The sequence below is a fragment of the Streptomyces sp. NBC_01551 genome (assembly GCF_026339935.1).
In the GTDB taxonomy this organism is placed as follows: Bacteria; Actinomycetota; Actinomycetes; order Streptomycetales; family Streptomycetaceae; genus Streptomyces.
On sequence record NZ_JAPEPX010000001.1, the window covers coordinates 943,755 to 967,323 of the forward strand.

20 protein-coding genes, 7 tRNA genes and 1 pseudogene are annotated in these 23,569 nt (G+C 75.0%); 12 read left to right on the forward strand and 16 right to left on the reverse strand.

The window, feature by feature from the left end; translation table 11 throughout:
• Nucleotides 1-22: 22 nt before the first annotated feature.
• Nucleotides 23-538 carry a DUF4232 domain-containing protein gene (locus OG982_RS04060; RefSeq protein WP_266947932.1) on the forward strand — a complete coding sequence of 172 codons (516 nt, stop codon included), beginning with the start codon at nucleotides 23-25 and terminating at the stop codon, nucleotides 536-538.
• Between the two features lie 57 nt (nucleotides 539-595).
• Here OG982_RS04060 and OG982_RS04065 read toward each other — a convergent pair whose 3' ends face one another.
• Nucleotides 596-1,801, reverse strand: a complete 1,206-nt coding sequence (locus OG982_RS04065) for a hypothetical protein (RefSeq protein ID WP_266947933.1) — start codon at nucleotides 1,799-1,801, stop codon at nucleotides 596-598.
• Nucleotides 1,801-2,391 (reverse strand): DUF4365 domain-containing protein, encoded by a 591-nt coding sequence (locus OG982_RS04070; protein WP_266789636.1) that lies wholly within the window; start codon nucleotides 2,389-2,391, stop codon nucleotides 1,801-1,803. The genes OG982_RS04065 and OG982_RS04070 overlap by 1 nt, the downstream gene beginning before the upstream one ends.
• A 216-nt stretch (nucleotides 2,392-2,607) precedes the next feature.
• Between OG982_RS04070 and OG982_RS04075 the strand changes: the two genes are divergently transcribed.
• A complete protein-coding gene (locus tag OG982_RS04075) occupies nucleotides 2,608-3,333 on the forward strand; it encodes a 3'-5' exonuclease (RefSeq protein WP_266947934.1) in 726 nt (241 codons plus the stop codon).
• 71 nt (nucleotides 3,334-3,404) lie between these two features.
• Here OG982_RS04075 and OG982_RS04080 read toward each other — a convergent pair.
• Nucleotides 3,405-3,476 (reverse strand) — tRNA-Val (locus OG982_RS04080).
• A gap of 129 nt (nucleotides 3,477-3,605) precedes the next feature.
• On the opposite strand from OG982_RS04080, the gene OG982_RS04085 reads away from it, so the two are divergent.
• Nucleotides 3,606-5,945 (forward strand): SCO7613 C-terminal domain-containing membrane protein, encoded by a 2,340-nt coding sequence (locus OG982_RS04085; RefSeq protein WP_266947935.1) that lies wholly within the window; start codon nucleotides 3,606-3,608, stop codon nucleotides 5,943-5,945.
• 85 nt (nucleotides 5,946-6,030) lie between these two features.
• Here the strand turns inward: OG982_RS04085 and OG982_RS04090 are convergent.
• Together OG982_RS04090 and OG982_RS04095 are read right to left on the reverse strand one after the other, a co-directional pair.
• Nucleotides 6,031-6,102, reverse strand: a tRNA-Val gene (locus tag OG982_RS04090).
• Nucleotides 6,103-6,169: 67 nt separating this feature from the next.
• On the reverse strand, nucleotides 6,170-6,631 hold the full coding sequence (locus OG982_RS04095) for a TIGR02611 family protein (RefSeq protein WP_266947936.1): 462 nt from the start codon (nucleotides 6,629-6,631) through the stop codon (nucleotides 6,170-6,172).
• 177 nt (nucleotides 6,632-6,808) lie between these two features.
• Between OG982_RS04095 and OG982_RS04100 the strand changes: the two genes are divergently transcribed.
• Nucleotides 6,809-7,222: an SsgA family sporulation/cell division regulator gene (locus tag OG982_RS04100; RefSeq protein WP_030011909.1), complete on the forward strand. Its 414-nt coding sequence runs from the start codon at nucleotides 6,809-6,811 to the stop codon at nucleotides 7,220-7,222.
• A 202-nt stretch (nucleotides 7,223-7,424) separates the two neighbouring features.
• Nucleotides 7,425-8,045: a CGNR zinc finger domain-containing protein gene (locus OG982_RS04105; RefSeq protein WP_266789628.1), complete on the forward strand. Its 621-nt coding sequence runs from the start codon at nucleotides 7,425-7,427 to the stop codon at nucleotides 8,043-8,045.
• A gap of 231 nt (nucleotides 8,046-8,276) precedes the next feature.
• Here OG982_RS04105 and OG982_RS04110 read toward each other — a convergent pair whose 3' ends face one another.
• Entirely contained in the window at nucleotides 8,277-8,750 is a 474-nt protein-coding gene (locus OG982_RS04110) for a hypothetical protein (RefSeq protein ID WP_266789627.1), read from the reverse strand.
• A gap of 194 nt (nucleotides 8,751-8,944) precedes the next feature.
• Between OG982_RS04110 and OG982_RS04115 the strand changes: the two genes are divergently transcribed.
• On the forward strand, nucleotides 8,945-9,439 hold the full coding sequence (locus tag OG982_RS04115; protein ID WP_266789625.1) for a DsbA family protein: 495 nt from the start codon (nucleotides 8,945-8,947) through the stop codon (nucleotides 9,437-9,439).
• Between the two features lie 19 nt (nucleotides 9,440-9,458).
• On the opposite strand, the gene OG982_RS04120 is transcribed toward OG982_RS04115, so the two are convergent.
• The 3 genes from OG982_RS04120 to OG982_RS04130 form a co-directional block, all read right to left on the reverse strand.
• Nucleotides 9,459-10,283 carry a GNAT family N-acetyltransferase gene (locus OG982_RS04120; protein ID WP_266789624.1) on the reverse strand — a complete coding sequence of 275 codons (825 nt, stop codon included), beginning with the start codon at nucleotides 10,281-10,283 and terminating at the stop codon, nucleotides 9,459-9,461.
• Between the two features lie 63 nt (nucleotides 10,284-10,346).
• Nucleotides 10,347-11,168: an aminotransferase class IV gene (locus tag OG982_RS04125; protein WP_266789622.1), complete on the reverse strand. Its 822-nt coding sequence runs from the start codon at nucleotides 11,166-11,168 to the stop codon at nucleotides 10,347-10,349.
• Nucleotides 11,165-12,262 (reverse strand): chorismate-binding protein, encoded by a 1,098-nt coding sequence (locus OG982_RS04130; protein ID WP_266789620.1) that lies wholly within the window; start codon nucleotides 12,260-12,262, stop codon nucleotides 11,165-11,167. Before OG982_RS04130 ends, OG982_RS04125 begins: the two co-directional genes overlap by 4 nt.
• Before the next feature lie 180 nt (nucleotides 12,263-12,442).
• Here OG982_RS04130 and OG982_RS04135 point away from each other — a divergent pair.
• From OG982_RS04135 to OG982_RS04155, 5 genes are all read left to right on the forward strand, one after another.
• Nucleotides 12,443-12,515: transfer RNA gene (locus OG982_RS04135), tRNA-Gly, on the forward strand.
• A gap of 38 nt (nucleotides 12,516-12,553) precedes the next feature.
• Nucleotides 12,554-12,627, forward strand: a tRNA-Cys gene (locus OG982_RS04140).
• 1 nt (nucleotide 12,628) lies between these two features.
• Nucleotides 12,629-12,700, forward strand: a tRNA-Val gene (locus OG982_RS04145).
• A gap of 20 nt (nucleotides 12,701-12,720) precedes the next feature.
• A tRNA-Val gene (locus tag OG982_RS04150) sits at nucleotides 12,721-12,792 on the forward strand.
• 40 nt (nucleotides 12,793-12,832) lie between these two features.
• Nucleotides 12,833-12,907 (forward strand) — tRNA-Val (locus tag OG982_RS04155).
• 72 nt (nucleotides 12,908-12,979) lie between these two features.
• Here the strand turns inward: OG982_RS04155 and OG982_RS04160 are convergent.
• The 3 genes from OG982_RS04160 to OG982_RS04170 form a co-directional block, all read right to left on the reverse strand.
• Nucleotides 12,980-13,282 (reverse strand): zf-TFIIB domain-containing protein, encoded by a 303-nt coding sequence (locus OG982_RS04160; protein ID WP_266789618.1) that lies wholly within the window; start codon nucleotides 13,280-13,282, stop codon nucleotides 12,980-12,982.
• A gap of 65 nt (nucleotides 13,283-13,347) precedes the next feature.
• Nucleotides 13,348-14,298, reverse strand: a complete 951-nt coding sequence (locus OG982_RS04165) for a phosphotransferase (protein ID WP_266789616.1) — start codon at nucleotides 14,296-14,298, stop codon at nucleotides 13,348-13,350.
• Between the two features lie 233 nt (nucleotides 14,299-14,531).
• Nucleotides 14,532-14,717, reverse strand: a complete 186-nt coding sequence (locus tag OG982_RS04170; protein ID WP_037797219.1) for a hypothetical protein — start codon at nucleotides 14,715-14,717, stop codon at nucleotides 14,532-14,534.
• Nucleotides 14,718-15,280: 563 nt separating this feature from the next.
• Between OG982_RS04170 and OG982_RS04175 the strand changes: the two genes are divergently transcribed.
• The gene (locus tag OG982_RS04175) at nucleotides 15,281-16,522 is read left to right on the forward strand and encodes a serine/threonine-protein kinase (RefSeq protein WP_266789613.1); all 1,242 of its coding nucleotides are present in this window, start codon (nucleotides 15,281-15,283) and stop codon (nucleotides 16,520-16,522) included.
• A 59-nt stretch (nucleotides 16,523-16,581) separates the two neighbouring features.
• Here the strand turns inward: OG982_RS04175 and OG982_RS04180 are convergent, their stop codons facing one another.
• From OG982_RS04180 to cbiE, 4 genes and pseudogenes are all read right to left on the reverse strand, one after another.
• Nucleotides 16,582-17,394: an RNA methyltransferase gene (locus OG982_RS04180; RefSeq protein ID WP_073774591.1), complete on the reverse strand. Its 813-nt coding sequence runs from the start codon at nucleotides 17,392-17,394 to the stop codon at nucleotides 16,582-16,584.
• Between the two features lie 58 nt (nucleotides 17,395-17,452).
• Nucleotides 17,453-18,661 (reverse strand): uroporphyrinogen-III C-methyltransferase, encoded by a 1,209-nt coding sequence (gene cobA, locus OG982_RS04185; protein WP_266789610.1) that lies wholly within the window; start codon nucleotides 18,659-18,661, stop codon nucleotides 17,453-17,455.
• A gap of 213 nt (nucleotides 18,662-18,874) precedes the next feature.
• Nucleotides 18,875-22,063, reverse strand: a complete 3,189-nt coding sequence (gene cobT, locus OG982_RS04190) for a nicotinate-nucleotide--dimethylbenzimidazole phosphoribosyltransferase (protein ID WP_266947937.1) — start codon at nucleotides 22,061-22,063, stop codon at nucleotides 18,875-18,877.
• 270 nt (nucleotides 22,064-22,333) lie between these two features.
• Nucleotides 22,334-23,544 (reverse strand): annotated as a pseudogene (cbiE, locus tag OG982_RS04195) (precorrin-6y C5,15-methyltransferase (decarboxylating) subunit CbiE).
• Between the last annotated feature and the right edge of the window lie 25 nt (nucleotides 23,545-23,569).

Sequence of the window (23,569 nt, forward strand, 5' to 3'; positions counted from 1 at the left end):
CCGGTGGTGAGAGGAGACCCCCATGAGAGCCGCGAGGAAGGCCGCTCTGGCGATGACCTCGACGGGCGTACTGCTGGCCGCAGTGCCCGCCGGCGCGTTCGCGGCGTCCGCGACAGCGGCGGCCGCCCCGGCGGCGGCGTGCAAGGGCTCCCAGCTCACGGCGGGCGGCGCGCAGTACACGCCCTCCGGTCAGGTGCGGTTCACGGTGGTCAACAAGGGCGCGCCGTGCGAGCTGCGGGGCTTCCCAACGGTGGCCGTCGCGGGCCAGGGCTCCCCGGACAAGAACAAGCCGCTGGGCGTCAGCCCCCAGGGCCAGGCCCCTTCGGTCCGGCTGCCCTCGGGGGGCAAGGCGGTGACGGTGCTCTCCTTCACCCCGGTCCTCGGTGAGGCGGACGGCTACTGCGCCTCGGGCACCGACCCGACCGTGGCCCCGTCCCTCGTGGTGGGCGTCGCCGGCACCCGCTTCCAGGTGGGCTCGTCCGACGGCGGCGAGTTCGCCCTGTGCGGCGACTCGGTCCGCGCGACCGCCTTCCGCTGACCACCGCCCTCCCCGTCGGCGGCCGCGCCCCCCGCGCCCGCTGCGTCACGGGTCGGCTCAGTCGTCCGACGGCAGGACGTCCTCCGGGTCGAAGGACGCGTCCAGGGACTTCATCAGGCGGTCGCGTTCGACCTCGTCCAGCGGGACCGGGGCCACGTCCGCCGCGTCGGTGAGCCGGCGGAAGCCGCCCCGGCGCTGGAGGCGGCCGCTGACCCGGACCGGGAGGCCGACGAGGTGGGCGTGGCCCGCGATCCGGTACGCCTCCTCGTCGAGCGCGGCCCGAACGTACGGGACTTCCGCGCCCGCGAGCACGCGGAGGCGGACGGTCCCCCCTCCCCCGGCCGCCTTGCGCCGCATCCGCACCACGGCCCCCGCGATCCGGACGGGGACGGCGGGTTCGGCCCGGGTGTAGCGGAGCGCGGCCTCCCGCAGCACCGGCAGGTCGCCCGGGGAGAACTCCACCGGTTCCGGCCGCGCCGCGCATCCCGCCGGGACCCCGGCCGCCGGCGCCCACGCCAGCGCGATCCGGGCCCCCTCCGATCCCCGCACCAGCGCGATCAGCGCGTCCGCCAGCTCTCGGCTGACGCCCGCCGCCACCGCCGCGTCGAAGGCCTCCATGCCGCCGGTGGCCCGCTGGTAGTCCACCGCCTCCCGCGCCGCGTGCAGCGCGTGGTGCAGCCGTGTCACGGTGCCCCGGCCCCCGTCCACCGGGACGTACGCCGTCAGTCGCCGACCGCCCGGCGCCGGGCCCACCAGCACCCCGTCCAGCGCCCGTTCGGCCTGCGCCCGGTGCCGCGCCCCGTAGTACCCGGCGCGCGCCCGGTCCGCCAGGGCCCCGGCCAGCAGCAGGTGCCGCGCCGCCGAGCGCAGCTGTTCCTGCACCGTCCAGTCTGCCTCGGCCCGGAACCCGTGCGAGCCCTCCGGTATCTCCCGCTCCCACCGGATCTCGTCGCTCGGCACGCTCAGCCCGTACAGCACCTCCCGCGCCGAGGGCAGGGCGCTGCGCGCGAGGGCGCCGAGCGCCTCCTCCAGCAGGTCCGCGCAGTCGGGGAAGGCCCGGGTCTCGGGGACGAGCAGGCTGGTGCCTGCGTAGCCGGGCGGGGTCCAGCGCCCGTACCGTCCTGCGGCCCCGCCGCGCCGCAGCCAGCCGTGCCGGTGCAGCAGAGCCCCCAGCACCGCCGGGTCGACGTGGGCCGGATCCGGGGCTCCCGGGCTGAACTCCGGGGACGACAGCGGCTCCAGGTGCGGTGAGTGCCAGTTCATCAGGGTGTCCCTCCCGACCCGACCCGGGTCATGATCTCGCACAGCGCCCGGTCGTCGAAGATCCGCGAGGTCGGGATCCGTACGGTGGTCCGGCGCCGGCCGGTCACGGGGTGTCCGGCGAGGTTGGTCCAGTAGCAGCAGTGGCGCAGGTCGAGCCGGTCGTGCCCGGCGGACAGCCACTGGTCGCGCTCCCTGGGCACGAGCATCACGACCAGGATCTTGTGCACGGCGACCGGCGTGCGGGCGAGCTTCACCAGGTGCTCGTTGTCGAGGGTGAAGGCGAAGGTGGGCCCGGCCGGTCTGGGCGGGACCTGGTAGGTCGCCTTCAGCTGCACCTTGACGGTGACCTCGTCGTCGACGACGTGCTCGGGCGCGCCGTGGCTGACGTGCCAGTCGATGCCGTTGTCCGGAAAGGGCTGGGACAGCGAACAGCCTGCCGCGGCGGCGACGGCGTGCAGATAGCCCACCTGGAGGGTCTCCATGCAGGCGGTGGTGGCGAGTGTGCCGCGCAGCGGTCCGGTCCGCGCGTCACCCCGCGGATCGATGTGCAACGCCGGTACCCCGCCCGGTTCGGGCTGTGCGAGCGCCATGGCCGGCTCCCCATGCCTTCCGGGCTCTGCCGAATGAGGGTGGAGTGGTGGGCGGGGTGACGGCCGATCATGTGTGCGGTCCCCCAAGGAAGTTGTCTCCGCACCCGGCTGCCCGCAAACGGCGTACGGCGCAAACAGGCCGGGTATCACGGATTCGGGCAAGGGTGGCGTGTCACGGGTGCGCCCCATCTGCCGATCGGGGACGAGGAGTTCGCCATGACGCGCTGGTACGAGGGCCCGCTGGCCGCATTCGACACGGAGACCACCGGGGTGGACGTGGAGCAGGACCGGATCGTGTCCGCCGCGCTCATCGTGCAGGAGTGTGCGGGCGGCCGGGTCCGCTCCACCCGGTGGCTGGTCAATCCCGGCATCCCGGTTCCCCCGGGGGCCACGGAAGTGCACGGTCTGACCGACGAGCACCTCCAGCTGCACGGGCGCTGGCCCGCGCCGGTGGTGGAGGAGATAGCCCGCGCGCTCGGTGAGCAGCAGGTGGCGGGCCGTCCGGTGGTGGTGATGAACGCGCCGTTCGACCTGACGCTGCTGGACCGGGAGTTGCGTCGGCACCGGGCGTCGTCGCTGGCCCGGTACCTGGACAACCGGCCGCTGACGGTGCTGGATCCGCGGGTGCTGGACAAGCACCTGGACCGCTACCGCAAGGGGCGGCGGACGCTGACGGATCTGTGCGCGCACTACGGGATAGAGCTGGAGGGCGCGCACGACGCCGCGGTGGACGCACTGGCCTCGCTGGAGCTGGTGCGGGCGGTCGGGCGGCGGTTCGCGGCGCGGCTGGAACGGCTGACGCCGGGCGAACTGCACACGCTCCAGGCGGTGTGGCACGCGGCGCAGGCGCGCGGCCTGCAGGCGTGGTTCGCGCGCCAGGGGACGCCGGAGGCGGTGGATCCGCACTGGCCGCTGCGGCCGGAACTGCCGGCGGCGGCGTAGCGGCGGAGGCGGCGACCGGGCCCGGGAATGCGGAAGGCCGGTCCGTCATCAGACGGACCGGCCTGTCCCGGTGGGCGATACTGGGATCGAACCAGTGACCCCTTCGGTGTGAACGAAGTGCTCTCCCGCTGAGCTAATCGCCCGGGAACGGGTTGAACAATACAAGAGCCTGCGGGTCGGTTCAAACCGCTTCCGTCGCGGCGGGTACTCAGCACACGGATGAGTACGCACACCCATGTGCCGGGGGCGTGACGGGCACCACACTCCGAACCATGAACACCCCCCTGCCGCCGGCCGACGAGCTGGCGCTCATCGATCGCGAACTCGCTCAACTCGACGCCCGGCGCCTGCACTTGCTCGTGCGGCGGGACTGGCTGATCCGGCAGCTGACCCCGATCGCCTGGGCGGCCCCGGCCGCCGCGGCGGCAGCCGGGCGCCCGAAGGAGGCCTCCGCGCCGAGCGCGCAGAACGTGCTGCTGACCTTGGGCGCCGTCCTGCTGGCGGTGGCCGCCCTGGCGTTCACGCTGGTCAGCTGGGGTTCCCTCGGGATCGGCGGCCGCTCGGCGGTGCTCGCGGTGGTCACGGCGGCCGCGCTGGGCGCGCCCGCGCTGCTGCTGCGCCGCGGGCTGCGGTCCACGGCCGAGTCGGTCGGGGCGGTCGGCCTGCTGCTGACGGTGCTCGACGCGTACGCCGTCTTCGCCGTCGGCATGCCGGACACCGACGGCACCGCCTACGCGGCGGGGGCGGCCGCGGTGCTCGCGGCGGGCTGGGCCGGTTACGGCCTGGCGCTGCCCTCGCTGCGGATCCCGCTCCCTGCGGCGCTCGTGACGGCGCAGCTCCCGCTCCCGCTGGCCGCGCTGGCCTCGGAGGCGGGCCCGCTGGAGCTGGGCTGGGCCCTGCTGGCGACGGCCGCGCTGGACCTGGCCCTGGCGGTACTGGCGCCGGGTGCCCGGGCGCGCGCCGCCTGGGTCCCGGCGGCGGCGCTGGGCGCGGGGGCGCTGCTGATCGGGCTGACGGAGTCGGTGGCGGCGGCCTCGGCGGCGGACGCGACGGCTCCGTCGGCGCTGCTCGCGGCCGTGGCCGTGCTCGGTGTCGCGGCGGCCTGGCGCACCCCGCAGGCCTCGGCGGCGGCCACGGCCGGCGGGCTCGCGGCGGTGGCGGCGCTCGGCGGGCCGGCCCGGCCGGAGCTGGCCCCCGGCTGGGCGGTCGTCGCCCACCTCGCGGTGGCGCTTGCGCTGCTCGCGGCGGTACGGATGACAGCGCTCCCGGCGTCGGTCCGGGGCGGCCTCGCCCGCGCGGGGGCGGGCATCGCCGCCCTGGCCGCGCTGTGGGGCTGCTCGGTGGCGGCGACGGCGCTGGTGACGCGGCTGCGGGTGCTGGAGGAGGTGTGGGCGGCGACGACCCCGCCGGCGGACGCGTACGGGCAGCCGGGCGCGGCCGCGCTGACCGCCCTCCTGACGACGGCCGGGGCGGCCTGGTGGCTGGCCCGGCTGCTGCCCGCCCGCCCCGAGCCCGGGGTACTGGCGGTGGCCCTCGGGTGGGCCGGGCTGTTCTCGGCCCCGCTGCTGCTCGGGTTCCCGGTGGCGGCGGTGCTCGCCGCGCAGCTCGCGGTCACGGCGGCGGCCACGTTCCTCGCGCTGCGCTCCCCGGACCGCAGCGCCGCGCTCGCGGCCGGCGTGTGCGCCCTCCTCGGGGCCGGGAGCGTGTCCCTGGCCTCCCTGGACGGCCGCGCGGCGACCTTCGCGGTGCTCGGCCCGCTGGGCGCGCTCTGCGCGGCGGGAGCGGCGTACGCGCCCGCTCCGCGCCGGGCCCGCGCGGGGGCGGCGGCGCTCGCCGTCGGGTACGCGACGGCGCTGGCGGTGGCCCTGAGCGCGCTGACGGAGCTGGCGGTCGCCTGGTGGGCGCTGCCGGTGCTGGCGGTGCCCGCGGCCGTGGCGGTGGCCGGGCCGAGGCTGGGCGCGGTCCGGATCCCCGCCGAGGCCGCGGCGGCCGCGGCCGGGGTCCTCGCCCTGGCCCTCGCCTGCGGGGACGCAGCCGTGCCGGCCCTGGCGCTGGCGCTGTCCGGCGTGATCTGCGCGGGTGCGGCGGTCCGGGCGGACCGGCGCGTGCTGGGCTGGGCGGCCGGGGTGCTCTTCGTCGCGGCGACCTGGGTCCGGCTGGCGTCGGCGGGTGTGGAGGTGCCGGAGGCGTACACGCTGCCGGTGACGCTGCCCGCGCTGGCGGTGGGGTTCCTGCGCCGGCGCCGGGACCCGGCGGCCTCGTCCTGGGCGGCGTACGGCCCGGGGCTGGCGGCGACCCTGCTGCCGAGCCTCGTGGCCGCCTGGGGCGACACGCACTGGCTGCGGCCGCTGCTGCTGGGGGTGGCCGCGCTCGCGGTGACCCTGGCGGGAGCGCACCGGCGCCTCCAGGCCCCGCTGCTGCTGGGCGGGGGAACGCTCGCGGCGGTGGCCCTGCACGAGCTGGCCCCGTACGTGGTGCAGGTCGTCGACGCCCTCCCCCGCTGGCTGCCGCCGGCGCTGGCGGGCCTGCTGCTGCTCGCGGTGGGGGCCACGTACGAGAGGCGACTGCGGGACGCCCGCCGGCTGCGCTCGGCCCTCGGCCGCCTGAGGTGACCGGGGCGGGCGCCGGGGCCCGGGCCGGCGCCCCGTAACGCCAAAGGCCCGGAGACTCAAAGAGTCTCCGGGCCTTTGGTCCGGGTGGGCGATACTGGGTTCGAACCAGTGACCCCTTCGGTGTGAACGAAGTGCTCTCCCACTGAGCTAATCGCCCGGACGCACCGCAAACATTACCGCATGTCAGCGGTGCTCTTTGACCATCCCCGGGCGGCCCCGGCCGATCACTGGTCCTTGAGGTTCCACGGCAGGGTCAGGCCGTACTTCCACAGGTAGAAGCCGATCAGCGCGCCGGCGATGGCGAGGCCCACGCTGGTCAGGATGATGTTGCGACGGCGGACCTTGGGGTCCAGTGCCTTCTGCGCGGCCTCGCTCACCTTGCGCTTCGTCCAGCGCAGGACGAGGTGGGCCCAGGCGAACTCCGTCGCCCAGATCGCCAGGCCGGCGAAGATCGCCACCCATCCCGGTCCGGGCAGGACGAGCATGGCGACACCGGCTCCGATGACGGCCAGGCCGACGACGAAGACGCCGACCTGCCAGCTCAGGTGCAGGCTGCGGTTGGCCTTGATGAAGGCAGGCGCCTTGGAGACGTGCGGCGCCTCCTGCGCGTCCGGTCCGTCGGTCGCGCGCACCTCCGGTCCGGCGGTCGCGGACTCGTGGGTTCCGTGGTCACTCCCCGTATTCATGCGCCCGAATCTACCGGAGCCGGAAGCACACGTGAATGCCGGTTTGGATCCGCCGTCCGAGGGACCCAGAGGTCCGCAAAACGGTCAGAGGGGTTTACAACGGCACCGTAGGTGGCATGTCGATTTCGCCGACGTGCGAATCCCCGAGCGCACACTGAGCGAAAGGCCCTGGCGCTTATGAACACCACGGTCAGCTGCGAGCTGCACCTGCGCCTCGTTGTGTCGAGCGAGTCCTCACTGCCTGTTCCCGCGGGCCTGCGGTATGACACGGCCGACCCCTACGCCGTGCACGCCACCTTCCACACCGGCGCCGAGGAGACGGTCGAATGGGTATTCGCCCGCGACCTCCTCGCAGAGGGCCTCCACCGGCCCACCGGTACCGGCGACGTCCGCGTCTGGCCCTCCCGCAGCCACGGTCAGGGCGTCGTGTGCATCGCCCTGAGCTCACCGGAGGGAGAAGCGCTGCTCGAAGCACCCGCCCGAGCACTCGAGTCGTTCCTCAAGCGGACGGACGCCGCGGTTCCACCCGGGACCGAACACCGGCACTTCGACCTCGACAAGGAGCTCTCCCACATCCTGGCCGAAAGCTGAGCCAGGCCTACAGCCGCTCGACACCGTCCGACTCGGGGCGACGGTGCGGCGCGGACAACCACATACGGCTGTGTCGGCGCTGTCCTCGCGGGAGCCACCCGCGCGGATGGCGCCGGTGCGCTTTCGGGGGGACCCGCTAGAGTCGGCCACCAGCGGCAAGCAGCAGCCCGTCGCCGCAGGCCCGGCCTTCAGGGAGCGACCCGTGCAGATCCCCCACGACACCCGTCGCGCGCTCGACGTCGTCGTCGCGCTGGTGAACACCGCGGCCGAGCCGGACCAGCCGGACGGCCTGTCGGACGTCAGCGAGCTGCGCGGATTCGTCCACGAGCACGCGATCAGCGACGTCGGCGAGCTCGGCGCCCGCGACCTCGCCGGGGTCCGTACGGTGCGCGGCAAGTTCGCCCAGGTCTTCGCGGCCCCGAACTCCCGTGCGGCCGCCACACTGATCAACGAGCTGGTCGACACGGCCGGCACCACCCCGCAGCTGACCGACCACGACGGCTACGACTGGCACGTGCACTACTTCGCGCCCGGCGCCTCGGTGGGCGACCACCTGGCGGCGGACGGCGGCATGGCGCTGGCCTTCATCGTGGTCTCGGGCGAGCAGGAGCGGCTGCGCCGCTGCGAGGCCCCGGACTGCCGACGCGCCTTCGTCGACCTCTCCCGCAACCGCTCGCGGCGCTACTGCGACAGCCGTACGTGCGGGAACCGGCTGCACGTGGCCGCGTACCGGGCGCGCCGCAAGGAGGCCGACGCGCACGGCTCAGAGCAGGAAGAGATCGTGCACGGCGGCGAGCAGCAGCAAGGTGCCGATCACCGCTAGGAAGATCATCAGGGGCGGCTGGGAAAGCGCGAAGAGGCAGCCTCGGGGCTCCTCCGCGACGGAGGCGGTGACCGGCGCGGGTACCGGCGGATCACCCTGCGATGTGTCGAGCATGTCGGGGCGATGATGACGCAGCGCGCCGCCGTTCGCCCCACAACACGCCAAGATCTACGCGGGAGTTCGCCAGATCCGGCGGATCGGTCAGATCCCGCCGGTTCCCGTCGTTTTCCGTCAGATCCCGTGCTTCTTCAGAATCGCTTCGATGTCCGAGAAGTCGTCCGCGGGGGTGGCGGGGGCGCTGCGGCCCGCGTCGGACCGCTGCCGGGATCCGGTGCCCAGCGAGGGCGCGGAGGCTGCGGGCGCCACGGCGTCCCGTGCGGGAGCGCCCTTCGCGGCCTTGGGCGCCTTCGCCGCCTTGGCTTCCTTCGCCGGCTTCCCGGCTGCGCCCGCGCCGCGCCGCTCGACGGCCCGCGTGGTCATGAACAGCAGCCAGGACGCGCCGAGCAGCCCGAAGCCGATCCACACGCTCGGCTCGAAGACCATCCCGGAGACCCACTCCACGACGCCCGTCATCACCAGCCCGAGCGGCACCAGCGCGTACGCCGTGATCCGCGCGGCGGCCAGGAAGCGCCTGCGGTAGGCGGTCAGCGCGGCGACGCCCAACCCCGCCGCGGACACCGCGGCACATATCGTCTCGGCGAGCATGCGGTCCTCCAGGGTGCGGCTGACGGTCGGGCTGGGCGATCTGTCCCTTCCATCCTGCACCGGACACCGCCCTGCGGGCCACGCCCCGGACGCGGCGCGGCCCGATCTCCGGGAGATCTCCGGGTCCCGTCTCCTCCCCAGGTCCCGGCCGGTGCGGTGCGCCGGGCCCCGGGCGCGGCTGGGAGACTGTCCGTATGACCGATTCCGTGATCCTCGACGTCTGGTGCGAACTCCAGTGCCCGGACTGCCACAGCGCCCTCGACGACGTACGCGCCCTGCGGGCCCGCTACGGCGACCGGCTGGACATCCGGCTGCGCCACTTCCCGCTGGAGAAGCACAAGCACGCGTTCGCGGCCGCGCAGGCCGCCGAGGAGGCCGTGGAGCAGGGTCAGGGCTGGCCGTACGCGGAGGCCGTGCTGGCGCGGACCGCCGAGCTGGCCGAGCGCGGCGAGCCGGTGCTGCTGGACGTGGCGCGTGAACTGGGCCTGGACGTCGAGGAGTTCGACACGGCTCTGATCGACGGCCGGCACATCCTGATCGTGGACGCCGACCAGGCCGAGGGCAAGGCGATCGGCGTGAGCGGCACCCCGACGTACGTGATCGACGGCCAGCGCCTGGACGGCGGCAAGAGCCAGGAGGGCCTGCGCGCCCGCATCGAGGAGATCGCCGACCGCCTGCTGGCTGGCTGACACCCCGCGCGGGCGGCCCTCAGATCAGCTCCTTGGCGAAGTTGATGCCCGTCGGGCGGTAGCCGAGGGACTCGTACAGCCTCAGGGCCGGGGTGTTCTCCGCGAAGACGTGGAGCGCGAGCGTGCGCCCGCCCCCGGCGAGGGCGGCGCGTTCGGCCAGCAGCATCAGATCGCGGCCGTACCCCCGGCCGCGGTGCTCGGCGGCGACCTCGACGTCGTAGACGTACGCGTCCCCGCCGTTCGGCCCGACCCACACCTGCCCGACGGGCACGCCGGCCGCCTCCAGGACGCAGACGCTCACCCCGGGAGTGGCCAGGCCCCGGGGCAGCTGGGTGTCGTGGTCGGCCGCCGACTTCGCGTGCGCGGCCTGCGGTGACATGCCCCGGCCGATCCAGGTCTCGGCGTACGCCGCCCGCGCGGCGGCGATCCAGACCTCGTACTCGGCCGGGGTCATGGGGCGGCCCCGTACCCCCTCGGAGAGGGCGGGCGGCTCGGCCGGGAGTTCCTTGGCCATGTTGCGGCCGTGCTCGGTGTAGCCGAGGGCCTCGGCCATCCGCAGCCCGCCCGCCGACCCGGCCGGGACGCAAACGCGCACCCGGCGGCACCCCCAGCCGCGCAGCACCTCCTCGGCGGCGAGCGCCGCGACGGTGGCGCGCCCGCGCCGCCGGTCCGGCTCGTCGATGGCCAGGCCGCGGATCTCGCCGACCGTCGGCCCGAAGGCGGTGTCGGCGGCGATCAGCAGGGCGCCGACGCGCCTGCTGTTGACGCGGACCTCGTACGGGCGCGAGCGCCCCCCGCCGGTGCTCTGCTGAAGCGGCGCGCTCGGCCGCAGGGTGGTGGTCATCATCCGAGTTCTACCCACTCCGCGGCCGCCGCGACAGTGCTTATCGGACCGCCCGCGACCCGCTCACGGGTCGATGTCGGCCGCGGCGCGCTCGTCGAAGGCGCGCATGGCCTTCGCGGTGACCGGTCCGGGAGCCTGGGTGACGGTCCGCCCGTCGACCCGGTGGACGGCCTGGACGTCGCGCAGGGTGGAGGTCAGGAAGATCTCCTCGGCCCGCTCCAGGACGTCGAGGGGCAGGTCGGTCTCCTTGGCCCCGGCCCATTCGACGGCGAGGGCGCGGGTGATGCCCGCGAGGCAGCCGGAGGCGACGGGCGGGGTGTGCAGTTCCCCGTCGAGGACGACGAACACGTTGGAGCCGGTGCCCTCGCAGAGCTGCCCCACGGTGTTGGCGAACAGCGCCTCGGAGGCGCCCGCCCGGTTCGCCTCGGCCAGCGCGACCACGTTCTCGGCGTAGGAGGTGGTCTTGAGGCCGGTCAGCGGGGAGCGCTCGTTGCGGACCCAGGGCACCGTGATCACGGCGGTGGTGTCGGGGCGGCGGGTGGTCGCGCCGACGGCGACGACGAGGGTGGGGCCGGTGTCGCCCCGGTCGGAGCCGAGCGGGGACAGGCCGCCGGTGTAGGTGATGCGGAGCCGGCCCAGCGGTACCGGGTTGGCCTCCAGCACGGCCGCGCAGGCGCGGCGGACCTCGTCGAGGTCGGGGTCGGGCAGCCCGAGGCCGCGCGCCGAGCGGGTCAGCCGGTCCAGGTGGCGGGTCAGCGCGAAGAGCTTCCCGTCCTGCGCCTTCAGCGTCTCGAAGACGCCGTCACCCACGGTCAGCCCGTGGTCGAGCACGGACACCTTCGCGTCGTCGGCGTCCCGCAGTGCTCCGTCGAGCCAGATCCTCACCGTACGGTCCCTCCACTTCCACTCGGTTCACGGACCCCGGGGGTCCCCGCGGCCTCGTGGGTCCCGGAGCCCGACGCTACCGCGAGCAGCCGGGCGGCCTTGAGTTCGGTCTCCGCCCATTCGCGGTCGGGGTCGGAGCCCCAGGTGATCCCGGCGCCGGTGCCGAAGCAGAGGCGGGGGCCGCCGGGGGCCGCGCGGTCGATCCAGAACGTGCGGATGCCGACGGCGAGCTCGGCCGTGCCCCGGTCCGCGTCGACCCAGCCGATGCCGCCGCAGTAGGGGCCGCGCGGGGCGGTCTCCAGGGCCTCGATGATCCGCAGGGCGGAGGACTTGGGGGCGCCGGTGACGGAGCCGGGCGGGAAGGTCGCGGCGAGCAGCTCGGGCCAGCCGGCCCCGTCGGCGAGTTCGCCGCTGACGGTGGAGACGAGGTGGACCAGGCCCGGGTGCTCCTCCACGGCGCACAGCTCCGGGACGGTGACGCTGCCGGTGGCGCAGACCCGGCCGAGGTCGTTGCGGACGAGGTCCACGATCATCACGTTCTCGGCGTGGTCCTTGGGGAGCAGGTCCGCGGCGGTGCGGCCGGTGCCCTTGATGGGCCCGGACTCGATGTGCCGGCCGGCGCGGCGCAGGTACAGCTCGGGCGAGGCGGTGGCGATCTCCACGCCGTGGGCCGGGAGCCGAATCGTTCCGGCGTAGGGGGCCGGGTTGCCGCGGGCGAGCAGGGCCGTGAGGGCGTCGACGTCGGCGGCGGCCGGTCGCGGCAGCGGCGCGGACATCACGCGGCAGAGGTTGGCCTGGTAGACCTCGCCGGCGGCTATGTGCTCGCGGATGCGGCGGACGCCCGCGACGTACGCGGCCCGGTCGAGCGAGGACGTCCACCGGTCGGCGGCGGGGCCGCGCCAGGCGCCGGGCACGGGCGCCGGCACGGGATCGGGGCGGACGTCGCCGAAGCGCGCGCAGACGAGACCGCCTTCGAAGTCCGCGGCCACCGCCCAGAACCCGGTGGAGTCGAGGGCGGAGGGATCGCTGGTGACGTCTCGGAGGTCGGTCGCGAGGAGGCCGCCGAAGCGGGCCAGAGGAAGCAGGTCGTGCACGGCTGCGAGTCTATGACCGGTGGCGCGGTCGCGCCGGGGAGGTGACGGTCGGGTGACCGCCGGTGATCGGGCGGCAGCACGCTGCGGAAACGCGTTTTTGAGCTGGCCCGGGAATCCGCTAGAGTTCAACACGTCGCCAGGGAGCGAAGGGGAAAAACCCCGGAGCGAACACGGTGACCTGCGGACGTAGCTCAGTTGGTAGAGCACCACCTTGCCAAGGTGGATGTCGCGAGTTCGAGTCTCGTCGTCCGCTCGAAGTGGGGGATCTTCCCGAGAACCCCTGCAGCTCCAGGTGGAGTGGCCGAGAGGCGAGGCAACGGCCTGCAAAGCCGTCTACACGGGTTCAAATCCCGTCTCCACCTCCAAGGACGATTAGCTCAGCGGGAGAGCGCTTCCCTGACACGGAAGAGGTCACTGGTTCAATCCCAGTATCGTCCACTGGTCCGCAAGGACCACCCGCGCGATTAGCTCAGCGGGAGAGCGCTTCCCTGACACGGAAGAGGTCACTGGTTCAATCCCAGTATCGCGCACGCAGTACACGCACCACCTGCGGTTCCAGACCGCGGTCCCGCGCGATTAGCTCAGCGGGAGAGCGCTTCCCTGACACGGAAGAGGTCACTGGTTCAATCCCAGTATCGCGCACCACCTCCGAAAGCCCCGGCCGTCTCGACGGCCGGGGCTTTCGCGTTGTCCCGTGCGGCTCGGGGGCTCAGGGGCTCAGGAGGAGAACAGCATCCGGCCGAAGCCGCCCTTGTGGTGGCCGTGGTGACCGTGGTGGCCGTGGCCGTGCTGCGGGGCTCCCCAGGCGGGGGCGGGGGCGTGCTGGCCCGGGTACGGGGCGGGCGGCGCGGCGGGCGGCGGGACCTGGCCGTACTGGGCGGTGTACTGGGACTCCAGGCGGGTCAGCGCCTCCAGCTCGCCGTAGTCGAGGAAGATGCCGCGGCAGCCGCTGCACTGCTCTATCTGGACGCCGTTGCGGTTGTACGTGTGCATCATCGCGTGACACTTCGGACACTGCATGACCGGATCAACTCCTCGCCGTGTGCGTCGACACCGGATGCATGCCCGGTGGCGTGGGGCTCACCCTACGACGTGGGCGCGGGCTCCAAGTGGGGCGGGAGGGTGGCGATTCGGGCGCAGGCGTCCACCATCAGGCGCTCCACGTCTTCCAGTCGGCGGCCTTCTCCCGCCGCCTTCGCCAGCGCCAGGGCCGCCGTCTGTACGGTGAGCGCGCGCGCCGCCAGATCGAGTTCCGGCCATGGATCAGAGCCGGGCCGACCGGCACCGGGCCCCCCGGCATCGCGGTAGGCGTCGAGGAACCGCAGCCAGGTGTCCGCGTCGACCAGCCCGGCCGCGTACCAGGCGGCGGGTCGGGCGAGGTCCCAGGCCGGGGTGCCGGCGCCGAGGTCGTCCACGTCGATGAGCCGCCAGGAGCCCTCCGCCTCGGCGAGCGGGAACCGGACCAACTGGCCGAGGTGCAGGTCCCCGTGGCACAGCACCCCGCCGGCGGGCGCCGGGGTCTCGCCCCGCGCCCAGCCGGGCAGCGTCCGCGCGGCGGCCCGTACCGCCCTGGCCTCGGCCACCGTGGCGGCGTCCGGGGCGGCGGCGAGGCGGCGCAGCGCCCGGGCGAGCTTGGCCGGCCCGCGCATCGGCGGGACCGGTCCGGGGAGCCGGTGGAGCGGGACCTGGTGCAGGGCCGCCAGCAGCCGGGCCATCGCCTCCCAGGGGGCGTCCTCGGGCCGGTGCGGGTCGACGGGCGCGCCGTAGGGCCACAGGGACACCGGGCGGCCCTGGATGTGCTCGACCTCGGTGCGCAGGGGCTGGAGCAGCACCTGGGACAACGCCCGGGCGCCGGCGATCCGCATGCGCACGGTCAGGCCGTCGCGGTCGGTGTCCGGGGCGTGTGCCTTGGCGACGGAGTTCCCGCAGCGGACGACGGTGCCGTCGTCCCGGTCGGCGAGGAGCTCGTAGGGGGCGGGCCGGCCGGAGGGGGCCGCGTACGCCGCCAGCGCGGCGGGCAGGGTGGGCTGGGTCATCGCGGCTCCGCGCGCCTCCGTTCCGTTCCGATCCGTGACCTCGGGCTTCGCAGCCAGATTACGGAACACCCGGGCTCCCGGCAGGCACGCGGACGCGAAAAAGGGTGCTGCCCGTCCGACTCCCCAGTCGTACGGGCAGCACCCTTCACCTGCCGTCCGCCGCGCCCCCGTCCCCACGGGGTTCGACGGGCCGATGTCGGACCCGGGCCGCTCTCCCGGGTCTGGTGCGCCGCTCAGCGCCCCAGCATCACACCCACGGACGACGCCTGTGCCGCCACCTGGTCGAAGCCTCCGAAGAGGAAGAGCAGGAGGGCGGCCAGGGGGAGCACCATGGCCGCGGCCACCAGCGGGTGGCGCGTGCCGGACTCATGGCCGTTGAACGCGAATGCCTTGCGTCCCTGCCGTGCGATGTCCGCCATGGTCCTCTCCCTGTCGTTTGGCAGCGGCGGGCTCGTGACCTCGGGGGACGAGTGCGCCACCCGCCGCTTGTCTTCAACACTAGGCATCCGGAAGGCCTCTGGCCTCATGCCCTCGTACCCATTGGCGGGCCTCCGGGAGGATGACGAGCCCCTCCTCGCGTACTCCCCTGGGTGGAGACGGCTCCCCCGTGATGAGGGTCTTCCCGGAGGGGATGACCGGAGGGTAGTGACTTCGCTCACTTCCGTCACTCCCCGCACTCGCGTGTCCTCCTGCCGGGTGTCCTCAAGATCGATCCCGGGATCCGTCCGGGGTCGCCGGGCGCACGGGGTGGGGCCGCCGCCCGAGGCGGCCCGGACACCTGTCAATCCCCTTGGCGCGAAGGCCGTTTGGGGCGGTCGGCGCACGCCCGTCCATCGTCGGGCAGGGCGCTCGAGGATCCCTCAAGTGGGCTGTGGCGCACTGACAATCGAATCCCCCGGCGAGGGCGCGGCCTCTGAGCGCTCGTGGCGGATGGTCCGTAAGCTGTGCCACGTCAACAGGACGACCGGTCAGCGGGGTGGACATGGCGATGATGCGGCTCCGGCGCGAGGACCCGCGTGTCGTCGGCTCGTTCAGACTGCACCGGCGGCTCGGCGCCGGCGGCATGGGCGTGGTCTACCTGGGCTCGGACCGGCGCGGCCAGCGCGTCGCCCTCAAGGTGATCCGGCCCGATCTGGCCGAGGACCAGGAGTTCCGCTCGCGGTTCGCGCGCGAGGTGTCCGCCGCCCGGCGGATCCGCGGCGGGTGCACCGCGCGTCTGGTGGCCGCGGACCTGGAGGCCGAGCGGCCGTGGTTCGCCACCCAGTACGTGCCCGGCCCGTCGCTGCACGACAAGGTGGCCGAGGAGGGCCCGCTGACGGCCGCGCAGATCGCCGCCGTGGGCGCCGCGCTCTCCGAGGGGCTGGTCGCCGTACACGAGGCGGGGGTCGTGCACCGGGACCTGAAGCCCTCGAACATCCTGCTGTCCCCCAAGGGGCCCCGGATCATCGACTTCGGGATCGCCTGGGCCACCGGCGCGAGCACCCTCACCCACGTGGGCACCGCCGTCGGCTCCCCCGGCTTCCTCGCGCCCGAGCAGGTGCGCGGCGCCGCCGTCACCCCGGCCACGGACGTCTTCGCGCTCGGCGCCACCCTCGCGTACGCGGCGACCGCCGACTCGCCCTTCGGGCACGGCAGTTCCGAGGTCATGCTGTACCGGGTGGTGCACGAGGAGCCGCATCTGGTCGGGGTCCCGGACGCCCTCGCGCCCCTCGTACGGGCCTGCCTGGCCAAGGATCCCGAGGAGCGGCCGAGCACGCTCCAGCTGTCGATGCGGCTCAAGGAGATCGCGGCGCGCGAGGCGCACGGGCTGTCCGACGGACGCCCGCCGGCGCAGCGCGCCCGGGCCGAGCGGCCCACCGGTCGGCTGGCCGAGCCGCCCTACGAGGAACAGCGGACGGAGCGGCGTACGGCGGGCACACCCGCGCCGAGGCCGCAGGGCCAGGGCAACGGGCACGGGCCGGGCCCGGGGCAGGGGCAGGGGCCACACAGCGGTCCGCACTCGCGGCCGTCGTCCTCGCGCAATCCGGGCGCGGCGGGCGCCGGCGGCGGCCCGTCCTCGCGGCCGACCTCGGGCCGTACGGGCGGCCGCCCGGCGCCCCGTACGACGGGTACGGGGCGGCGGCCCTCGCGGCCCGACCCGCGGCTGATGCGGCAGCGGCTGATCGTGTTCGTCGTGGTGACGCTGATCGTCGCGCTGGGCATCGCCGCGGCGCAGAAGCTGTAGGGCCGGGCGCCGCCACGGGCATGGGCCCCGCGCCGCTCCGGGCGCAGGCCCCGGCGCCGCTACGGGCGGCCGCTCGCCACCGCGTAGAAGGCGACGGCGGCGGCCGCGCCCACGTTCAGCGAGTCGACCCCGTGTGCCATGGGGATCCGTACCCACTCGTCGGCGGCGACCAGCGCCTGCGTGGACAGTCCGTCGCCCTCCGCGCCCAGCATCAGCGCGACCCGCTCCAGGGTCTGCGGGGCGGCCTCGTCGATCGGCGAGGCCTTCTGGTGCGGGGTGAGCGCGAGCAGCTTGAAGCCGGCCTCGCGGACCGAGTCCAGGCCCTTGGGCCAGGTCTCCAGGCGGGCGTACGGGACGGAGAACACCGCGCCCATCGACACCTTCACCGAGCGGCGGTACAGCGGGTCCGCGCAGTCGGGCGACAGCAGCACCGCGTCCATGCCGAGGGCGGCGGCGCTGCGGAAGATGGCCCCGATGTTGGTGTGGTCGTTGACCGCCTCCATGATGGCCACGCGGCGGGTGGTGGCGAGGAGTTCCTCGGCCGTCGGCAGCGGCTTGCGCTGCATGGAGGCGAGGGCGCCGCGGTGCACGTGGTAGCCGGTGACGCGCTCGGCGAGGTCCGGGCTGACGGCATAGACCGGGGCCGGGAGCTCGTCGATGACGTCGCGCATGACGTCGACCCACTTGGCGGAGAGCAGCATCGAGCGCATCTCGTACCCGGCGTCCTTGGCCCGTCTGATGACCTTCTCGCCCTCGGCGATGAAGAGGCCTTCCGCGGGCTCGCGCCGGCGCCGGAGTTCGACGTCGGTCAGGCCCGTGTAGTCGCGCAGGCGCGGGTCGTCGGGGTCTTCGATGGTGATGAGATCAGCCACAGGGTGATACTGCCTTGTCCTGGGTGTGGTGCCAACGGCCCTGGCGGGTGCTGGTGGTTCAGACGTTCGGGGTACCGGCCCGGACGACGTCGCCGATGACGATGACGGCGGGCGGGCGGACCTCCTGCGCGCGGACGGTCTCGCCGACCGTGGCGAGGGTGGCGTCGACGCGGCGCTGGGTGGCCGTGGTGCCCTCCTGGACGACCGCGACGGGGGTGTCGGCGGAGCGGCCGTGGCGGATCAGGGCCTCGGCGATCAGGCCGATCTTGTCGACGCCCATCAGGATCACCAGGGTGCCGGTGAGCCGGGCGAGGGCGGCCCAGTCCACGAGGGAGCGCGGGTCGTCGGGGCCGACGTGGCCGCTGACGACGGTGAATTCGTGGGCCACGCCGCGGTGGGTGACCGGGATGCCGGCGGCGCCGGGCACGGAGATGGAGCTGGAGATGCCGGGCACGACGGTGCAGGCGATCCCGGCCTCCGCGAGGGCCTGGAGCTCCTCCATGCCGCGGCCGAAGACGTACGGGTCCCCGCCCTTGAGCCGGACCACGGCCTTGCCGGCCTTGGCGTGCTCGATGAGGGCGTTGTTGATGGCCTCCTGGGCCATGAAGCGGCCGTACGGGATCTTCGCGGCGTCGATGACCTGGACGTGGGGCGGGAGCTCGTCGAGGAGGTCGCGGGGGCCGAGCCGGTCGGCGATGACGACGTCCGCCTCGGCGAGGAGGCGGCGGCCGCGGACGGTGATCAGGTCCGGGTCGCCGGGACCGCCGCCGACGAGGGCGACGCCGGGGGTGTGCGGGCGGGCGGCCGTGAGGGAGCCGTCGCGCAGCCCCTCTACGACGGCGTCGCGGACGGCGGCGGAGCGGCGGGGGTCGTTGCCGCTCAGGACGGCGACGGTCACGCCCTCGACGCGGCCGGTGGCCGGGGTCCAGGCGGTGGCGGCGTCGGCGTCGTCGGCGCGGACGCACCAGACCCGCTCGCGCTCGGCCTCGGCGGAGGCGGCGTCGTTGGCGGCGCGGTCACGGGTCGCGATCAGCGCGTACCAGGCGCCGGCCAGGTCCCCGTCCTGGTAGCGGCGGCGCTCCCAGCGGATCTCGCCGGTCTCGGCCATGGCGTCCACGGACGGGGTGGCGGAGGGGGAGACGAGGAGGACATCGGCGCCGGCCGCGACGAGCGCGGGCAGGCGGCGCTGGGCGACCTGGCCGCCGCCGATGACGACGACGCGGCGGCCGGCGAGACGGAGTCCTACGGGGTATGCCGGGTGTCCCATGGCGGTTGCGGCTCCTGATGCGGCGGTGGATCTCCGGGCCGCTGCTGCGCTGGAGCGGCTTGTCGGGCGTGACGTGCGGTTTCGCCCGTCCGGGTCCACGATACGACCCGACACCCCCGTCCCGAGCCCGGGGCCCCGCCACCACCACCCGACCCCGGTCCGTACGCCCGCCCCGGCCGCACCGGGTTGAGGTGCGGGCCGGGCGGCCCGGGGCTACTTCTCCGTTACGCCGGCGGAGTCGAAGGTGGCCACCTCGTGCATCGCGCGGGCCGCGCTCTGGACCAGGGGGAGGGCAAGGAGCGCGCCCGTGCCCTCGCCGAGGCGGAGGTCCAGGTCGACCAGCGGGCGCAGGCCGAGCTTGTTCAGGGCGGCCACGTGGCCCGGCTCCGCGCTGCGGTGGCCCGCGATGCACGCCGACAGGGACTCCGGGGCGATGGCCCGGGCCACCAGGGCTGCCGCGCCCGCGCTGACGCCGTCCAGGATCACGGGCGTGCGGAGTGAGGCTCCGCCCAGGAGGAGGCCGACGATCGCCGCGTGCTCCAGGCCGCCGATGGCCGCCAGGACGCCGATCGGGTCCGCCGGATCCGGCTGGTGGAGTTCCAGGGCCCGCCGTACGACCTCGACCTTGCGGGCGTGCGTCTCGTCGTTGATGCCCGTGCCGCGGCCGGTGACCTCGGACGGGTCCACCCCGGTGAAGACCGAGATCAGGGCCGCGGACACCGTGGTGTTCGCGATGCCCATCTCGCCCGTGAGGAGGGCCTTGTTGCCGGCCGCCACCAGGTCACGGGCCGTCTCGATGCCCACCTCGATGGCCGCGATCGCTTCCTCGCGGGTCATCGCCGGGCCCGTGGAGAGGTCGGCCGTGCCCGGGCGGACCTTGCGCGGGAGCAGGCCGGGGGTGGCGGGGAGGTCCCCGGCCACGCCGACGTCGATCACGCAGACCTCGGCGCCCACCTGATTCGCGAACGCGTTGCAGACCGCCCCGCCGCCCAGGAAGTTGGCCACCATCTGCGTGGTGACCTCCTGCGGCCACGGGGTGACGCCCTGGGCGTGGACCCCGTGGTCACCCGCGAAGATCGCGACCGCGGCCGGCTCCGGGATCGGCGGCGGGCAGACCCGGGACAGGCCGGACAGCTGCGCGGAGATGATTTCCAGCATGCCCAGCGCCCCGGCGGGCTTGGTCATGCGCTTCTGCCGCTCCCACGCCTCGCCCAGCGCCTTCGCGTCGAGCGGGCGGATGCTGGCGACCGTCTCGGAGAGCAGGTCGTGCGGCGCCTCGCCGGGCAGCGCGCGGCGGCCGTACGTCTCCTCGTGGACGACCCAGGACAGGGGTCGGCGCTGCGACCAGCCCGCCTGCGCCAGCTCCGGCTCCGGCGGGAACTCGTCGACGTAGCCGACGCACAGGTACGCGACGACCTCCAGGTGCTCCGGCAGACCCAGCGCGCGCACCATCTCGCGCTCGTCGAAGAAGCTGACCCAGCCGACGCCGAGGCCCTCGGCGCGCGCGGCGAGCCACAGGTTCTCCACGGCGAGGGCGGAGGAGTAGGGGGCCATCTGCGGCTGGGTGTGCCGGCCGAGGGTGTGGCGCCCGCCCCGGGTGGGGTCGGCGGTGACGACGATGTTCACCGGGGTGTCGAGGATGGCCTCGATCTTGAGTTCCTTGAACTGCTTCGCCCGGCCCTTGGGCAGCGACTTGGCGTAGGCCTCGCGCTGGCGCTGGGCGAGCTCGTGCATCGTCCGGCGGGTCTCGGCCGAGCGGATGACGACGAAGTCCCACGGCTGGGAGTGGCCCACGCTGGGGGCGGTGTGGGCCGCCTCCAGGACGCGGAGCAGCACCTCGTGCGGGATCGGGTCGGTGCGGAAGCCCTTGCGGATGTCGCGGCGCTCGCGCATGACGCGCAGGACGGCCTCGCGCTCGGCGTCGGCGTACGCGGGCGCCGGCTCGCCCGGGGAGGGCTCGACGGGCGCGGCGGACACGGCCTCGACGACCGGCTCGGGCGCGGGTTCCGGCTCCACGGGAGCGGCGGGCCCGGCCTCGGCGACGACCGGCTCCGCGATGGCCTCGGGCTCGGGAGCGGGCGCGGCAACGGCCTCGGGAACGACGGCCTCGACGACCGGTACGGGCTCGGGAACGACGGCCTCGGCCTCGGGCTCCGGCGCCTGAACCGTTTCTGCAGCCTGCGGTTCCGCCTCGGGCTGGGGAACGACGGCCCCGGCCACCGGTTCCGCCACGACCGGCGCGGGCTCCGGCTCCGGCGCCGTCGGCTCCGGTGCCACGGGCACGACGGCCTCCACGGCCTCCGGCACCTCGGGAGCGGCCTCGACGACCGGCTCGGGCGCGGGCGCGGGCGCGAGCTCGGGCTCGGGCTCCGGAACGACGGCCTCGACGACCGGCTCGGGCTGCGGCTCAGGCTCCGGCGCGGGCTCCGCGGCCGGCTCGGGCGCGACGGCGACGGGCGCCTGCGCCACCGGGGGAACCTCGACGGGCTCGGCCACCGGCTCGGCCACCGGCGCCTCGACCGGCTGCTCCGGCTCCGGCGCGGCCGCCGCGGCCTCGGCCACCGGCTCCGCCGCCCACGGGGCCCCGGCCTGCGGCGGGATCTCGCTCAGCTGCGGCGCGGCCGGCTCTACGACGGTCTCCGCGCGCGGGATGTCCAGGTACTCGGGACCCGTGGTCGGCGGCCCGGCCTGACGCAGCGGGACGGGCGCCACCGGAGCGGCGGCGACCGGAGCGGGAGCCGCGACGGCCGTCACCGGGGCGGCGGCCGGACCCCGGTCCGCCAGGGACCGTACGAGCCCACCGGCCTCGGGCACGGGCGGGCCCATGTGCAGCGGGCGGCGCGCCGGGATCACCGGGGCCGCGGGCGCCGCCGGGGCGCCGGCGGGCGGTGGGACCACCAGGCCGCCGAGGTCGAGCGCGCCGGAGTCCCGGCCGCCCGCCTCGTGCGCGCCGGTGCTGTACGGGGACTCGGCGAAGGAGGGCTCGGCGAACGAAGGCTCGGGGAAGGACGGCGCGGGCGCGGCGGGCTCGGGGTACCCGGCGGGCGCCTCCGGGAACGGCTGCTCGGCGAATCCGGGGTGCTGGGCGTAGGCCGCGGGCGCCTCGGGGTATTCGGTGTACGCGGGTGCGGGCTCCACGGGGAAGGACGGCACCGGCGGGACGAGCTGCGGGTCGCTCCAGGCGCCCTGCCCGCTCGGCATCAGCAGGAGTTCCTCGTCCTCGGGCTCGGCCGGGTTGTCCATGAGGTCCTGGAAGGCGTAGCCCGCGGGAGCCGGGACGGGAGGGGGCGTCGTCATGGGGTGCGGCGCGGGAGTCTGGACCGGAGCGGGGATGCCCTGCTGATCCACCATGCCCGCGTTGTCCGGGAGCCCCTCGCCCGGGACCTGGCCGGTGTCAGTCATGCGTACCCCTCGCCCATCGGTGTTGCCTCTTCGATCGCCCGGCGCCCACGTGACCAACGAGCGGGGTTCCCGCGCGACGCGAACGCCTCACGCACGCCCGCACGACAACCAGTAAGCATTGTCCCGCTCGTCAGCCGCAATGGCGGCCATTACCGGAGCGGTCCGCTGTGGACTGCGCCACGTCGCGCACCCCGCGTACCGCCTCCGCTGCCGTCGTGCCCGGACGTCCAGGGCAGTACGACGATCGGCCAGCCTACCCCGGGGCCCGCGCTAGCGGTTCACGGGGCGTTCGGCGGACAGCAGGAAGACGACTGAACGGTCCTGTTCGGCCCAGGTCCGGGGGTCGAGGCCCACGGACTGCAGGAACGCGCACTCGACGGCGTAACCGTGTTCGGTCAGTACACGGCCGATGGCCTCCGCATCACCGCGTGACAGGGCGTGGCTGACGATCCGTTCGGGACGGCGCTCGGCGACGGCCTCGACGACCTCCGCTCCCCCGCCGCCGACGCGGACGACGTCGGGTTCGGGCAGGTTCTCCAGTACGTGCGGTGCGCGTCCGGCGACGACCTGGACCTGTACGCCGCGCTCGCGTGCGGCGGCGCTCACGCGGTCGCAGGCCCGCGGGTCGGCGTCGACGGCGATGACGGCGGCGCCGAGGGCGGCGGCGTCCACGGCGAGGGCGCCGGAGCCGGCCCCGATGTCCCAGACGAGGTCGCCGGTGCGCGGGCCGAGGCGGGCGAGTTGGGCGGCGCGCAGCGGGGCGGACTCCCCTCGCCGGCGGCTTCGGCCTGCGGCCGGGCCCAGCCGCGCGGGCCGCTCTGGCCGGGGGGCTGGCCGAGCAGCCAGCCGGGCTCGGCGGCGACCCCGGCGGCCTGGCCGGCGCCGCCGATGACGATGACGACGTTGGGGTCGCGCCAGGTGTGGTCGGCGGCCTTGTCGGAGGTGAGGACGCTGACCTGTTCGCCGGCGGTGCCGAGCGCCTCGCAGATGACGAAGGTGCGGTGGACTCCGTCGAGCAGCAGGGCGAGTTCGGCGGGGCCGGCGCCGGGCGACGTGAGGACGGCGACCTTGCCGTGGGCGCGGATGACGTTGACGGCGCGGCGCAGGGTGCGGGGGTGGGCGACGACGACCTGGGCGTCGTCCCAGGGCATCCCGGCGCGGGCGAAGGCGGCGGCGACGGAGGAGACGGCGGGGACGACCTCTACTTCGAGTCCGTGCTCCGGGGCGCGCAGGATGCGCACGACGCCGAAGAAGCCGGGGTCGCCGTCGGCGAGGACGACGGCGGTGCCGCGGTGGCCCGCGATGCGGCGGGCGGCGAGGCCCACGCTGCCGAGGCGGACGCGTTCGGCGGTGGGCGGCACCTCGGGGAGCGCGAGGTGGTGGGCGGCGCCGGCCACGAGGGTGGCGGCCGAGAGCGCGGACCGGGCGGCCGCGGTCAGGGGGGAACCGTCCCAGCCGATCACCGTGACCCGGTCGGCCATCGTCGTCAGTCTCCAGAGGTGGGGC

Bases quoted from the DNA above. Each gene is read 5' to 3' on its own strand.
- OG982_RS04115 (WP_266789625.1), top strand. From the start codon at position 8,945: ATGACCGATTCCGTGATCCTCGACGTCTGGTGCGAACTCCAGTGCCCG.
- OG982_RS04075 (WP_266947934.1), top strand. From the start codon at position 2,608: ATGACGCGCTGGTACGAGGGCCCGCTGGCCGCATTCGACACGGAGACC.
- OG982_RS04065 (WP_266947933.1), bottom strand. From the start codon at position 1,801: ATGAACTGGCACTCACCGCACCTGGAGCCGCTGTCGTCCCCGGAGTTC.
- OG982_RS04060 (WP_266947932.1), top strand. From the start codon at position 23: ATGAGAGCCGCGAGGAAGGCCGCTCTGGCGATGACCTCGACGGGCGTA.
- cobT (WP_266947937.1), bottom strand. From the start codon at position 22,063: ATGACTGACACCGGCCAGGTCCCGGGCGAGGGGCTCCCGGACAACGCG.
- OG982_RS04095 (WP_266947936.1), bottom strand. From the start codon at position 6,631: ATGAATACGGGGAGTGACCACGGAACCCACGAGTCCGCGACCGCCGGA.
- OG982_RS04160 (WP_266789618.1), bottom strand. From the start codon at position 13,282: ATGCAGTGTCCGAAGTGTCACGCGATGATGCACACGTACAACCGCAAC.
- OG982_RS04170 (WP_037797219.1), bottom strand. From the start codon at position 14,717: ATGGCGGACATCGCACGGCAGGGACGCAAGGCATTCGCGTTCAACGGC.
- OG982_RS04110 (WP_266789627.1), bottom strand. From the start codon at position 8,750: ATGCTCGCCGAGACGATATGTGCCGCGGTGTCCGCGGCGGGGTTGGGC.
- OG982_RS04070 (WP_266789636.1), bottom strand. From the start codon at position 2,391: ATGGCGCTCGCACAGCCCGAACCGGGCGGGGTACCGGCGTTGCACATC.
- OG982_RS04175 (WP_266789613.1), top strand. From the start codon at position 15,281: ATGGCGATGATGCGGCTCCGGCGCGAGGACCCGCGTGTCGTCGGCTCG.
- cobA (WP_266789610.1), bottom strand. From the start codon at position 18,661: ATGGGACACCCGGCATACCCCGTAGGACTCCGTCTCGCCGGCCGCCGC.
- OG982_RS04100 (WP_030011909.1), top strand. From the start codon at position 6,809: ATGAACACCACGGTCAGCTGCGAGCTGCACCTGCGCCTCGTTGTGTCG.
- OG982_RS04085 (WP_266947935.1), top strand. From the start codon at position 3,606: ATGAACACCCCCCTGCCGCCGGCCGACGAGCTGGCGCTCATCGATCGC.
- OG982_RS04165 (WP_266789616.1), bottom strand. From the start codon at position 14,298: ATGACCCAGCCCACCCTGCCCGCCGCGCTGGCGGCGTACGCGGCCCCC.
- OG982_RS04120 (WP_266789624.1), bottom strand. From the start codon at position 10,283: ATGACCACCACCCTGCGGCCGAGCGCGCCGCTTCAGCAGAGCACCGGC.